The sequence below is a fragment of the Lysobacter brunescens genome, from assembly GCF_042677005.1.
Taxonomy (GTDB): Bacteria; Pseudomonadota; Gammaproteobacteria; order Xanthomonadales; family Xanthomonadaceae; genus Lysobacter_I; species Lysobacter_I brunescens.
Window position 1 is genome coordinate 1 of the sequence record NZ_JBHTIF010000002.1, and the last position, 12,169, is coordinate 12,169.

Genomic DNA, 12,169 nt, shown 5'->3' on the forward strand with positions numbered 1-12,169 from the left:
CCGCCACGGGCGGCGCGACGGCCGGTGCCGGCGCAGCGGCCGGCGGTGGCACTGGGGCGGGCGGCGGGGCGACCGGGGCGGGTGCCGGTGCCGGCGCGGGTGGCGATGCCGGCTCGCCTCCGATCTGGGTGAGGATGCTGGCGAGCTGGTGGGCGTCGAAAGGGCGGCCCAGCAGGTAGTCCGCCTGGGTGCGCGGCGCCGAGGTCAGGCCGATCACCTGCTTGCCTGCGGCGTGCAGGCGCAGCCAGCTCATCGGCCCGTACATGCTGTCCATGTCGACGATCACGTAGTCGGCATCGTTTTCCGCGACCATCGACCAGTGGCCGACGCGCGCACCGGCTTCCTTGAAGGCCGCCTTGAGCGCGGTTTCGGTGGCTTGATCCATCCCTGTCAGGCCAAGTGTGAGCGACATGATTTGCAGCCTGTGTGCCGTAAACCTCAGAGTGTCGCCAAGGGGATATGCCACGTCAACGCGCACGCTGCGGCGTTTTTTTACCTTCCGCGTCAGTTTCTTGCGGCGCGCTCTTCCAGCGCTGCGCAAAGTGCGAACCCATCCGCGCTTTGCGCCCGCAGGCAAGACGTGTTGTGCATCGCAGCAGATGCCGCTGGTCGGCGAATGACGGCAGCGCTCAGGTCACGATCGACGTGCCCCTGGGATTCTTCGGCAACTGGTGTTTCAGGAAGGCCATCTGGTCGGCAAGGATGTTGCGATTGCTGAGGATCAGATGCTCGATCCAGCTCGGCCGGTACGGTACGGCCAGCAGCGGCATGCCGGCCTGCTGCGGCGTGCGTCCGCCCTTGCGCGAATTGCAGTGGAAGCAGGCGGCGACCACGTTCTCCCAGATGTCGCGACCGCCGCGCGAGATCGGCACGACATGGTCGCGGGTGAGCGTGCCGCGGCCGTAGTGCTTGCCGCAGTAGAGGCACAGGTGCTGGTCGCGCGCGAACAGTGCGGTGTTGGTCAGCGCGGGCGTGGGATCGAGCGCATGCGCGCGTGCCTGTCCGCGCGAGGCGATGATCGGATGCAGTTCGAGCACGCTGCGTTCGCCGCTGCTGCGGCAGATCCCGCCGTGCACGCTGAGGCAGGGCTCGCCGAGCGTCCACGACACGGCATCGCGCGCATAGAGGCAAGCGGCGTCTTGCCAGCTGATCCAGTCGAGCACGCGACCGTGCGCGTCCAGCGACAGCAGTCGAACGCTGTCGAGCCGCGCGGGGACGGCGCCGTGTGCATGCTGGGCGGGAGCGGAGGGTAGCGCGTCACCGTTGTCGGCGACGACGGTGAGGGCCGGGGGACGATCGTTGCGATCATCGACCCGGTGCGGAGTCCCGGTCTGGGACGCGCCCTGATGGAGCAGGCGCAACGTGGGTGTGTCGGCCTCCATATGGAAGCCGAGCATATACCCTTTTCGTGACGATTTGTCGATGCGCTGCAGCGAGGGCGGAGGCCAGCAGGCCACCGCCCCGGAGACTGCGACAGAGCACTCAGTCGAACGCGTCGGCGTCGAGCGCCATCAGTGGCGCCGCGCCGCTGGCGATCGCGGCAGCGTGGGTGCGCGTGCGCGGCAGCAGGCGCGTGAAGTAGAAGCGCGCGGTCTCGCGCTTGGCATTCTTCAGCGACTGCGGATGCGACGAGGCATCGGCGGCTGCGACCGCGCGCGCCCACCAGTACGCGAGCGCGGCGTAGCCGGAATAGAACAGGTAATCCCATGCGGCGGCACCGAGTTCGTCGGCATCGCCCATCGCGCGCTGGCCGATCTGCATCGTCAGCGCCTGCCATTCCTGGGCGATCTCGCGCAGCGGGCCGATGAATTCGGCCAGCGAAGCGTCGTCTGCGTGAGTGGTGCAGAACTCGCCGATCATGCCCAGGAACACGCGCAGGCCCGCGCCCTGCTGCTGCATGATCTTGCGGCCCATCAGGTCGAGCGCCTGGATGCCGGTGGTGCCTTCGTACAGCGTGGTGATGCGCGCGTCGCGGGCCAGCTGTTCCATGCCCCATTCCTGGATGTAGCCGTGGCCGCCGAAGCACTGCTGCGCGTGGTAGGTGCACTCGATCGACCACTCGGTGAGGCAGGCCTTCACGATGGGCGTGAGGAAACCGATGAGGTCGTCGGCGCGCTTGCGCGCTTCGGCATCCGGGTCGTGGATGGCCACGTCGATCAGCGACGCGGCGTGGTAGCCGAGCAGGCGGCCGCCTTCGATCAGCGCCTTCTGCGTCAGCAGCATGCGGCGGACGTCGGGGTGGACGATGATCGGGTCGGCGGCCTTGTCGGGGAATTTCGCGCCGGACAGCGCGCGCATCTGCAGGCGGTCGCGCGCGTAGCGCAGTGCGTTCTGGTAAGCGCGGTCGGACAGGCCCAGGCCCTGCAGGCCGACGGCGAGGCGGGCGGTGTTCATCATCGTGAACATCGCCATCAGACCCTTGTGCGGCTGGCCGATCAGCGTGCCGACCGCGCCGTCGAAGTTCATCACGCAGGTCGCGGAGGCGTGGATGCCCATCTTGTGTTCGAGCGCGCCGCACTGCACGGCGTTGGGTTCGCCCAGCGAGCCGTCGGCGTTCACCTTGACCTTGGGCACGATGAACATCGAGATGCCCTTGCTGCCGGCCGGTGCGTCGGGCAGGCGGGCGAGCACGAGGTGGATGATGTTGTCGGTGAAATCGTGGTCGCCGGCGGTGATGAAGATCTTGGTGCCGGTGATCGAGTAGGTGCCGTCGCCGTTGGGCACGGCGCGGGTCTTGAGCAGGCCGAGGTCGCTGCCGCAGTGCGGTTCGGTCAGGCACATGGTGCCGGTCCAGCGGCCTTCGATGATCGGCTTGAGGAAAGCTTCCTTCTGCCAGTCCTCGCCGTGGTGCAGCAGGGCCTCGGTGGCGCCGTGCGAGAGCAGGGGGAAATTGCCCCAGGCCAGGTTGGCGGCGTCGATCATTTCCTTCACCGGCACGCCGGCGGTGTGCGGCAGGCCCTGGCCGCCGTACTCGGTCGGCGACACCAGGCCGGCCCAGCCGTTCTCGGCGAACTGCTGGTAGGCCTCGCGGAAGCCCGGCGGCGTGGTCACGCGGCCGGTGGCCTTGTCGAGGGTGCAGCCATGTTCGTCGCCGACGCGGTTGAGCGGCGCGATCACCGTTTCGGTGAAGCGAGCGCTTTCGTCGAGGATCGCGTCGACCAGCTCGCGGCTGGCGTCGGCGAAGCCCAGGCGTGCGAACAAGGCCTCGCTGTCGAGCACGTCGTACAGCGCGAAACGGATGTCGGCGAGCGGAGCTTTGTAGGTGTTCATGGCGACTGCGGATCCGGTGTGGATGGACTGGCGCCGATGATGGGCGCCGGAATTGGAGCAAACGCTCCGCTTGCGGAAATGCTGCGGTGCGTCAACGCATCACGCCCGGCAGGCCGGGCACGGGGCTGAGCGCGCTCTCGCGCTTGATGTCGTACTCGCGCGGCTTGCGGTCTTCGGCTGCGGCGTTGATCGTGCCTTCGAGTCTGTACGACAGACTGCGACGGTCGGCGAGCGTGCCCGCGATCAGCAGGCGTGCGGGCGCGCTGGGCGTGAGCTTGATCGACAGGGTGTCGACCGATTCGGGACCGATGGTCAGTGCGGGCGAGGCCTTGAGTTCGCCTGCGGCCTCGTCGCCGGTGCGCAGGGTCAGCGCGACCTGGTCGAAGCGCATCGGCACGTTGCTGAAGTTCTGCAGGCGCAGGTCGACCGTCCATTGCCCGTCGGCGCCGACGCTGAGCTGCTGGATGCTCGCGGTGGGTTCGGAGACCCGCTTGATCGGGCCGCTCGCGCAGCCGGCGAGCAGCAGGGCCGCAGTGGCCAGGGCGAAGACGGGAAGGTGCGGGAACCGGCGTGGCCGCATGGGGTGCTCCAGGAAAGGCGTGATGTGTCGTGGAACGCCAATACTAACCGCCGCCGCGTGCGCAACGCGGCGGGTCCGGGAGAAGCCGGGTCAGCCGCCACTCAGCGCAAGGGCGCGCTGACGATCAGGGCGTCGAGGTCGTAGCCCATCGCGACGGCGCGCGCCTTGAGCTCCTCGAAGCGCGCGCGCGGCATGTCCGGCGTGCGAGAAAGAATCCAGAGGTATTCGTGGCCCGGTTCGCCGACCATCGCCCACTGGTAGTCCGGGTCGAGCGCGATCACCCAGTAGTCGGCCCAGGTCAGTGGCAGCCAGGACAGCCAGTCGGGCGCGAAACGCACTTCGAGACGTCCCGGGTGGTCGGCGACCTGGCGGGCGATGCCTTCGACCTCGTCCAGTTCGCCGTCCTCGTCGCGGCAGCGGTTGCGCACGCCGATCAGGCCGTCGTCGCGCAGCGTGTACTGCGCGGTGATCTCGCTTTTGCACTTGCGCTGGTAGAACAGCGGCAGCCGCGCGATCTCGTGCCACTCCCCGGCGTAGCGGGTGATGTCGAGCTGTTCGACGGAGGCGACGGGCTCGGCCGCGTGCGCGGTCGGGAACGCGCAGGCCAGCGCGAAGGACAGTGCGACGCTCCGTGAAACCAGCGACGTGACGAACGCGATCGAACGCATGCGACCCCCCGATGTCGTTGGATTGCGACCCTGCGCCGATGCGCGCGGATCGGGTCGATCATATCGACCCGATGTTCAAAACCCGTTATGCGCGCCGATCAGCGGCCGGCGGCGCCGGTGGCCTTTCCGGTGCGGGGGGCGAACGTGACGGTGCCGGTGTCGTCCGCGCCCTCGAACACCAGGGTCCGGGTCACGCCGTTGCGGCGCACGTTGACCTGGTGGCTGCTGCCGGCGGTGAGGTCGGCGCCGAGCGTGGAATGCAGGTCCAGCGAGGTCGCGGCCTTCGGGAAGCGACCACGATAGGCCACGCGCACGTCGTCGCCGCGCAGGCGCAGCGCATCGAGGCTCAGCACGATCCCGCCGGCGTCGGTCGACAGCGTGAAATGCCGGGCGAGGTGCGCGGTCAGTGCCTCCTGCGCGGCGGTGTCGTCGAGGCTGGCCTCGGCGTCGGCCGCCAGACGGGGCAGCAGGGGTTCGATGTCGTGCGCGGCGAAGTGGTGGGTCGCGACCACCTCGCCCCGCACATCGTCGATCTCGACTACGGTCAGGGCGTCCTGGCCGCGATGCGCGGATACCTGGGCGGACAGGGCCAGCAGCAGGCCGAGCGCGGCGATGCGGAAGCCGCTCACGGCGTGCCTGCCGGTTTCGCGTCCGACGCCTTGGCATCGGACTTCGGCGGTGCGGCCGGGAAGGTCTCCAGCGAGCCGGGCATGACCTTGAGGTCGGAATCCTTCATGCGGTTCTCGGCCTCCTCGGGCCTGGCGATGCGCAGCGTCTTCGTCTCGATCTCGCCGGTGAAGACGTTGTTGCCGCGATTGGCGTCGGCGGTTTCCCACAGCGGGTCGAGTTCGGCGCGGGCTAAGGTCTTCGCCGTCACCAGTTCCCAGGTCACCTGTTTCGCGTTGCGTCGCCAGATTTCGGCGGGCAGGCGCCAGGTGCCGTCGCTGCCGTCGGCGAAGGTCAGCTTCAGGATCACCGGCATCACCAGGCCGCCCTTGTTGGCGAAGGTGAAGCGGTAGAAGTTGTCGGTGGTCGCCTGCGCCTCGCGCTCCTCGGGCTTGAGCGCTTCGCGCGCGCGCGCGGCCTTGCGCTTCGCTTCGGCGGTGACGGTGAATTCGTCGGTGCGGTTGTAGAAATCGCGGGTGGCCGGGTCGCTTTCGACCACGGTCGGGCCCAGCGGCTTCGTCGCGGTGTTGCGCTGCGCGGTGAGCGACTTCGGCTCGTCTTCGCGCAGCTCACGGCGCTGGCGCATTTCCTTCTCGGGGTCGCCGCTGTCCAGGCGATGGCGCACAACCTTTTCCAGCGCGATGTCGACGTGGTCGGTGGTGTAGAACCAGCCGCGCCAGAACCAGTCGAGGTCGATGCCCGAGGACTCCTCCATGGTGCGGAAGAAGTCGTAGGGCGTCGGGTGCTTCATGTACCAGCGCTGCGAATACTCGCGGAAGGCGCGGTCGAACAGTTCGCGGCCCATCACCGTCTCGCGCAACACCACCAGCGCCGTCGCCGGCTTGCTGTAGCCGTTCGCGCCGAACTGCAGCAGCGAGTCGGACTGGGTCATCAGCGGCACCTGGTCCTGGGAGACCATGTACTCGACGATGTCCTTGGGTTCGCCGCGCCGCGACGGATAGTCGGCATCCCACAGCTTCTCGGCCTGGAACTGCAGGAAGGTGTTGAGGCCTTCGTCCATCCAGGTCCACTGGCGCTCGTCGGAATTGACGATCATCGGGAAATAGATGTGGCCGATCTCGTGGATGACCACGCCGATCAGGCCGTATTTCGCGCGCTCGGTGTAGGTGAGGTTGCCGGTCTTCTTGTCCTTCACCGGGCGCGGGCCGTTGAAGGTGATCATCGGGTATTCCATGCCGCCGACCGGTCCGTTCACCGACTGCGCGGTCGGGTAGGGATACGGGAAGGTGAAGTGCGAGTAGACCTTCAGGGTGTGCGCGATCGCCTTGGTCGAATAGGCATCCCACAGCGGGCGCGCTTCCTTGGGATAGAACGACATCGCCATGACCACCGGCTGTTCGGCGGAGTCCTGGCGCACGCCCAGCGCATCCCAGACGAACTTGCGCGAGGACGACCACGCGAAGTCGCGCACGTTCTTCGCTTCGAACACCCAGGTCTTCTCGCCCTTCGCCTTGCCCTGCTCGGCGGCCAGCGCTTCGTCGGGCGTGACCACGTACACCGGTTCCTTCGCGTCGCGCGCGCGCTGCAGGCGCTCGCGCTGCGCGGCGCTGAGCACGCGGTCGGCGTTCTCCAGCGCGCCGGTGCTGGCGACGACGTGATCGGCCGGCACGGTCAGGGCGACGCGGTAGTCGCCGAATTCGAGCGTGAACTCGCCCGAGCCGAGGAAGGCCTTGTTGTGCCAGCCTTCGTAGTCGGAATACACCGCCAGGCGCGGGAACCACTGCGCGCCCTGGAAGATGCAGTTGCCGTCCTGGCCCGGATCGGTGAAGCACTCGTAGCCACTGCGCCCGCCGACCACGCGGTTCTCGGCCATCGGGAACGCCCATTCGATGTCGAACGCGACGGTGCCGCCGTTCGCCGCGACCGGTGTGCCCAGGTCGATGCGCAGCAGGCTGTCGACCACGGTGAAGGGCAGCGCGCGGCCGTTCGCGTCGCGCACGGCGCGGATCTCGAAGCCGCCTTCCCAGGTCTGGTAGCGTTTGGCGCGGCGCACTTCGCCCAGGCTCATGCTGTCGCCGCTGACCGTGCGGCTGAGCTCGGCCAGCGAATCGCGCTTGTAGTGGTTCTGGTCGAGCAGCAGCCAGAGGTAGGGCAGGGCGTCGGGCGACTGGTTGCGGTAGGTGATGCGCGCCTTGCCGCTCACCGTGCGCGCGGCCTCGTCGAGCCGGGCCTGGATGTCGTAGTCGACCTTCTGCTGCCAGTAGCGATGGCCCGGCGCACCGGCGGCGTTGCGGTAATCGGTCGGGGTGGGCCAGTCCTCGCCTTCGAGCTGGCGGAACTTGTCCTCGAACGGCGCCTTGGTCTGGCGCAGGGCCTGCGCGCCGGCGTCGGGCGCGAATGCGCCCAGCACCATCGTCAGGGTCGAGAAGATCAGTCCATGCAGGACGACGGGACGCAAGGATGCTGGAATGCCCACGTAGTGTTCCCCGGGAAGTGGACGCCGCCGGACCCCTCTCCCGGGCCGAAACGGACAAACTCCCGATTTTGGCGACCGGTGAGCGCCTGCGACGTATGCCGGAAGTCCCGGTCGGGCGGAATCGGGTCTCGGTCTGCCCGGTCGGACAGGATCGGCACAGGCAGGATCGCCCCCTTTGGCAAAGGGGGCCGACGCGCGCAGCGCGGCGGGGGGATTTGCAGGAGCACGACGGACGGGGCGGCGCGTCGAAGGCCTGATCGGTAAGGCCCCAAATCCCCCGCGGACGCTGCGCGACCGCTGCCCCCTTTTGCAAAGGGGGCAAGCAGATGCGCGCCTGTTTGGCCGATGTCCGGATGTCGTGGAATCAGCGGGAGTGTCAGATGTTCTTCAGCGCCTGGTTGTCCCAGCCCGGGCGCGGTGCGAAGCGCTGGCCGTACTTCGCTTCCAGGGCCTTGAGCTGGCCCAGCAGCACCTCGACGCCGGTGTCGCGGATGTACTGGATCGGGCCGCCGCGGAATGGGGCGAAGCCGGTGCCGAAGATCACGCCGGCGTCGAGCAGTTCGGCATCGGCGACCACGCCCTCGTGCAGCGCGGAGACGGCTTCGTTGAGGAAGGGCAGGATCAGGCGGTCTTCGAGGTCGTCGGGCGCCTTGTACTCGGCCGGCACCTGCGGCTTCTGCGGCTTGCCGTTTTCCCAGCGGTAGAGACCCTGGCCGTCCTTCTTGCCGCGCTTGCCGGATTCCGGCGGTGCGGCGAGCGCGGCGGGAATCTCCAGGCCGAGGAAGGGCGCGAGTTCCGCGCCGACGCCGGCGGCCACGTCCAGGCCCACCGTGTCGACCAGTTCGACCGGGCCCATCGGCATGCCGAACTTCGTCGCGGCCTTGTCGATCACGGGGCCGGGGATGCCTTCGCTGTAGGCGGTCAGCGCTTCGAGCATGTACGGGAACAGCAGGCGGTTCACGAGGAAGCCCGGCGAACCGGCGACCGGCACCGGCAGCTTGTCGATCGCGCGGCAGAACGCGGCGAGGCGCTTCTCGACCTCGGGCGACATGCCGTTGTGGTGGATGATCTCCACCAGCGGCATCTGCGCCACCGGGTTGAAGTAGTGCAGGCCGGCGAACTGCGCCGGGCGCGCGATGTGCTCGCGCAGCTCGGTCAGCGGGATCGACGAGGTGTTGGTGGTCAGCATCGCCTCGGCCTTCATGCGCGGCTCGACCGAGGTGTACAGGTCGCGCTTGGCCTCGGGCTTCTCGATGATCGCCTCGATCAGCAGGTCGGCCTTGGCCACGCCCGCGCCGTCGAGGTCGCCGACCAAGCGCGCGACGACGTCGGGACGCTTCGCCGGGTCCTTCACGCGCTTTTCGAACAGGGTCTGCGCGCGCTGCAGGGCGCCGTCGATGAAGCGCTGCTCGCGGTCCTGCAGGGTGACGTGGAAGCCCTTGTAGGCAGCCCACGCGGCGATGTCGCCGCCCATCACGCCGGCACCGACCACGTGGACGTGTTCGATGCCGTGGGTCTTGCCGCCCAGGCCTTTCAGACGCTCCTGCAGGAAGAACACGCGGATCAGGTTGCGCGCGGTCGGCGTGCCGGCCAGCTTCACCACCGCCTTGCGCTCGGCGTCGAGGCGCTGCTGGATGCCCAGGCCGGCGCTGCGGCGCCAGGTCTCGATCAGCGCGTACGGCGCCGGGTAATGTTCCTTGCGGGCCTTGCGTGCGGTCATCTGCGCCATCTTCGGCGCGAGGAACTGGCGCGCCGGCCAGGTATTGGTCGCCCAGCCGAGGAAGCGCTGCTTGAACGGGCGTTCGGTACCCTTGAGGCCCAGCGTCGCGGCGGCTTCGACCAGCCCGACCGGGTCCACGACCTTGTCGACCAGACCGATGTTGCGTGCAGCCGACGCCGAGAGCGCGCGGCCGGTCAGCATCATGTCCATCGCCGCCGGCGCGCCGACCAGCTGCGGCAGGCGGGCGCTGCCGCCCCAGCCCGGGAAGATGCCCAGCATCACCTCGGGCAGGCCGATCTTCGTCGACGGGTCGTTCGAGGCCACGCGATACGTGCAGGCCAGCGAGATCTCGGTGCCGCCGCCCATGCAGAAGCCGTGGATCGCGGCGACGGTGGGGAAGGGCAGCTCGGCGATGCGCTGGAACACCTGCTGGCCGCGACGGATGGCGTCGGCGGTGGTGCCCTTGCGGTCGAAGGTCTCGAATTCCTTGATGTCTGCGCCGGCGATGAAGCCCTTGTCCTTGGCCGAGCGTAGCACCAGTGCCTTCGGCGGCTCCAGCACGATGCGTTCGAGCAGCGCCCCCAGTTCGATCAGCACGTCCTGGTTGAAGGTGTTGACCGATTCGCCCTCGCGGTCGAAGGACAGCACCAGCACGCCGTCGTGGCGCGGTTCCAGCCGCCAGTGGCGCAGGCGCAGGCCGTCGAGGCCGGGCAGGGGGGAAGGTCCTGTGGTCATGGGTTCTATTCCATACGCTGGAGAATGGATGAATGATCCGGGGTGGCTTCCGGCGCGTCAATGACGGGGCTGGGCCGGGACGCTGCCCGCCCGGATGCGCCGATCTGAACGCCCCGGCAACCGCCATGCCTTGTGGCAGGGGCGGCACGGCCTCAGATCAGGCGATGTTGCAGCCACGGCGGCCCCGCCGCCACTCGCCGGGAACTTCCCCGGAGGAGTATGGTCCCAACGACCGGTCATCCTGCTGGCCCGGCACGCCCCGAAGGCGATCCGGGCAGGGGCGGCGCGGTCACCACCACGGGAGAGACGGCCTCATGGCCGAGATGACGTCATCGGAAAATGTGGACTTCGAACTGGTCCGGCGGGTGCAGCGGGGCGACAGCGCCGCGTTCGACCTGCTGGTGCGCAAGTACCAGAACCGCGTGGTGGCCCTGATCGGCCGCTACATCCACGACTGGAGCGAATGCCAGGACGTGGCCCAGGAGACCTTCCTCCGCGCCTACCGCGCGCTGGGCAACTTCCGCGGCGACGCCCAGTTCTCCACCTGGCTGCACCGCATCGCGGTGAACACCGCCAAGAACCACCTGGTCGCGCACAAGCGCCGGCCGCCGGGCGAGGACATCGACATCGACGATGCCGAGCAGTTCGAGTCCGCGCTGCGCCTGCGCGACAACGACACCCCCGAACGCGAACTCATGCGCCAGGAGATGGAGCAGACCGTGATGAGCGCGGTCGACGCGCTGCCCGAGGAACTTCGCGCCGCGATCACGCTCAGAGAGGTGGAGGGCATGAGTTACGAGGAGATCGCCCAGCGCATGCAATGTCCGATCGGCACGGTGCGCTCGCGCATCTTCCGCGCCCGCGACGCCATCGACGCACGCCTGCGCCCGCTCATGGATGCGCCGCGCGAGCGCGAACGCGCGATCCGCTGACTTTCGCTCGCCGCGCGCCCGGCAAGCGCCGACAGATTCCAACAGGCTCCGCTCCAACAGGTTCCGCACGCTTCACCGCACTTCGACACCGCACCTCGACGCAAGCCCCCCTCTCCGACATCGAACCACCATGACCGGAATGCACGACATCGACACGAAGCACGACGCCCAGGGCCGGGAATTCCACCGCGAGCGCCTCTCCGCGATGATGGACGACGCGCTGTCTGCGGACGAATCCCGCTTCCTGCTGCGTCGCATGGAACACGATGACGAACTCGCCGACTGCTGGCAGCGCTGGCAGTTCTATGGCGACGCCATGCGCGGCGGCGCCGGCCGCGCCTTGCCTGCCGACTTCGCCCAGCGCGTCGGCCGCGCGATCGCCAACGACATCGCCGAAGCCGAGGTCGCGCCGATCCGCGTCGCCCGGGGCGGGCGGTCCTTCCTCTACTGGGGCGGTGGCGCCGCGCTGGCCGCCTCGGTCGCGCTGGCCGCGCTGTTCGGCACGCGCCTCGACACCCCGGCCGCCGGCGACCTGCAGATCGCCGGGGCGACTTCGCCCGCTGCCGCCACGCTGCCGGTTCCGGCGCCGGCCCCGCAGCTGCCGTCCGTGCCCGAACCCACGCCTGGCCTGACGCCGGGTACCGTCGGGGCCGTGGCTGCCGCGACCGTCGTTGCTGCCGCCGCCGTTTCCGAGCAGCGTCGCGACACCAAGCCCAGGCTCATGGCCGCCTCGCGCGCCATGTCCGAGCGGACCTCCGAACGCGCCGCGCTGGCCTCCGCAGCCCCGTCCTCGGTGCAGAACCCGTCCCGTGCGCGCCAGGGCGCGGCGTCTTCTGCCGCCGTCGATGCGTCGGTGCAGACCTACGCCGCCGTCGATGCCTCGCGCGCCGCAGCGCCGGGGATGTCGCCGGCGCAGGGCTCGAAATCCTGGCCCCGCGCGCTGGTGCCGGGTGCGTCGCAGTCGGACGAGGTGATGGTGACCTATCCGATCGAAACCACGCGTCGCTCGCCGTTCCAGCCCGACTTCGTGCCCCTGATCGACGCCTCCCAGGCCGAGCAGGCCGGTCGCGGGCACTGAGGCTCGCCCGCCCGGTGCCTCGCGGCACCGGCAGGAGGCGATCGGCATGACGGCGCGTCCGCAGCGTCGTCCGTCGCCCCACG

Annotated in this window: 10 protein-coding genes; 2 read left to right on the plus strand and 8 right to left on the minus strand. The window is 69.0% G+C overall.

All coding sequences use genetic code 11. The features are described 5' to 3' along the window. The 8 genes from ACFQ0E_RS12085 to ACFQ0E_RS12120 form a co-directional block, all read right to left on the minus strand. Positions 1–385 (minus strand): hypothetical protein (locus ACFQ0E_RS12085; RefSeq protein WP_386824149.1); only part of this gene is annotated, 385 nt, incomplete at its 3' end. A 244-nt stretch (positions 386–629) separates the two neighbouring features. Continuing rightward, positions 630–1,190 (minus strand): HNH endonuclease, encoded by a 561-nt coding sequence (locus ACFQ0E_RS12090; protein WP_386824749.1) that lies wholly within the window; start codon positions 1,188–1,190, stop codon positions 630–632. A gap of 292 nt (positions 1,191–1,482) precedes the next feature. Next, complete coding sequence (locus ACFQ0E_RS12095) at positions 1,483–3,270, minus strand: acyl-CoA dehydrogenase C-terminal domain-containing protein (RefSeq protein WP_386824151.1); 1,788 nt, start codon at positions 3,268–3,270, stop codon at positions 1,483–1,485. A gap of 91 nt (positions 3,271–3,361) precedes the next feature. Then, on the minus strand, positions 3,362–3,850 hold the full coding sequence (locus tag ACFQ0E_RS12100) for an NDR1/HIN1-like protein (protein WP_386824153.1): 489 nt from the start codon (positions 3,848–3,850) through the stop codon (positions 3,362–3,364). Between the two features lie 101 nt (positions 3,851–3,951). Further along, on the minus strand, positions 3,952–4,518 hold the full coding sequence (locus tag ACFQ0E_RS12105; RefSeq protein ID WP_386824155.1) for a lipocalin family protein: 567 nt from the start codon (positions 4,516–4,518) through the stop codon (positions 3,952–3,954). Positions 4,519–4,616: 98 nt separating this feature from the next. After that, complete coding sequence (locus ACFQ0E_RS12110; RefSeq protein WP_386824157.1) at positions 4,617–5,147, minus strand: DUF6702 family protein; 531 nt, start codon at positions 5,145–5,147, stop codon at positions 4,617–4,619. Beyond that, positions 5,144–7,603, minus strand: a complete 2,460-nt coding sequence (locus ACFQ0E_RS12115) for a M1 family metallopeptidase (RefSeq protein WP_386824159.1) — start codon at positions 7,601–7,603, stop codon at positions 5,144–5,146. The genes ACFQ0E_RS12110 and ACFQ0E_RS12115 overlap by 4 nt, the downstream gene beginning before the upstream one ends. A gap of 394 nt (positions 7,604–7,997) precedes the next feature. Further along, the gene (locus tag ACFQ0E_RS12120; RefSeq protein ID WP_386824161.1) at positions 7,998–10,076 is read right to left on the minus strand and encodes a 3-hydroxyacyl-CoA dehydrogenase NAD-binding domain-containing protein; all 2,079 of its coding nucleotides are present in this window, start codon (positions 10,074–10,076) and stop codon (positions 7,998–8,000) included. Positions 10,077–10,390: 314 nt separating this feature from the next. Between ACFQ0E_RS12120 and rpoE the strand changes: the two genes are divergently transcribed. Together rpoE and ACFQ0E_RS12130 are read left to right on the plus strand one after the other, a co-directional pair. After that, positions 10,391–11,008 (plus strand): RNA polymerase sigma factor RpoE, encoded by a 618-nt coding sequence (gene rpoE, locus ACFQ0E_RS12125; RefSeq protein ID WP_137851118.1) that lies wholly within the window; start codon positions 10,391–10,393, stop codon positions 11,006–11,008. A gap of 130 nt (positions 11,009–11,138) precedes the next feature. Then, complete coding sequence (locus ACFQ0E_RS12130) at positions 11,139–12,086, plus strand: RseA family anti-sigma factor (protein ID WP_386824164.1); 948 nt, start codon at positions 11,139–11,141, stop codon at positions 12,084–12,086. The last annotated feature ends 83 nt before the right edge of the window (positions 12,087–12,169 follow it).

Coding starts and splice junctions, on each gene's coding strand:
- ACFQ0E_RS12095 (WP_386824151.1), bottom strand. CDS start 3,270: ATGAACACCTACAAAGCTCCGCTCGCCGACATCCGTTTCGCGCTGTAC.
- ACFQ0E_RS12100 (WP_386824153.1), bottom strand. CDS start 3,850: ATGCGGCCACGCCGGTTCCCGCACCTTCCCGTCTTCGCCCTGGCCACT.
- ACFQ0E_RS12105 (WP_386824155.1), bottom strand. CDS start 4,518: ATGCGTTCGATCGCGTTCGTCACGTCGCTGGTTTCACGGAGCGTCGCA.
- ACFQ0E_RS12120 (WP_386824161.1), bottom strand. CDS start 10,076: ATGACCACAGGACCTTCCCCCCTGCCCGGCCTCGACGGCCTGCGCCTG.
- rpoE (WP_137851118.1), top strand. CDS start 10,391: ATGGCCGAGATGACGTCATCGGAAAATGTGGACTTCGAACTGGTCCGG.
- ACFQ0E_RS12130 (WP_386824164.1), top strand. CDS start 11,139: ATGACCGGAATGCACGACATCGACACGAAGCACGACGCCCAGGGCCGG.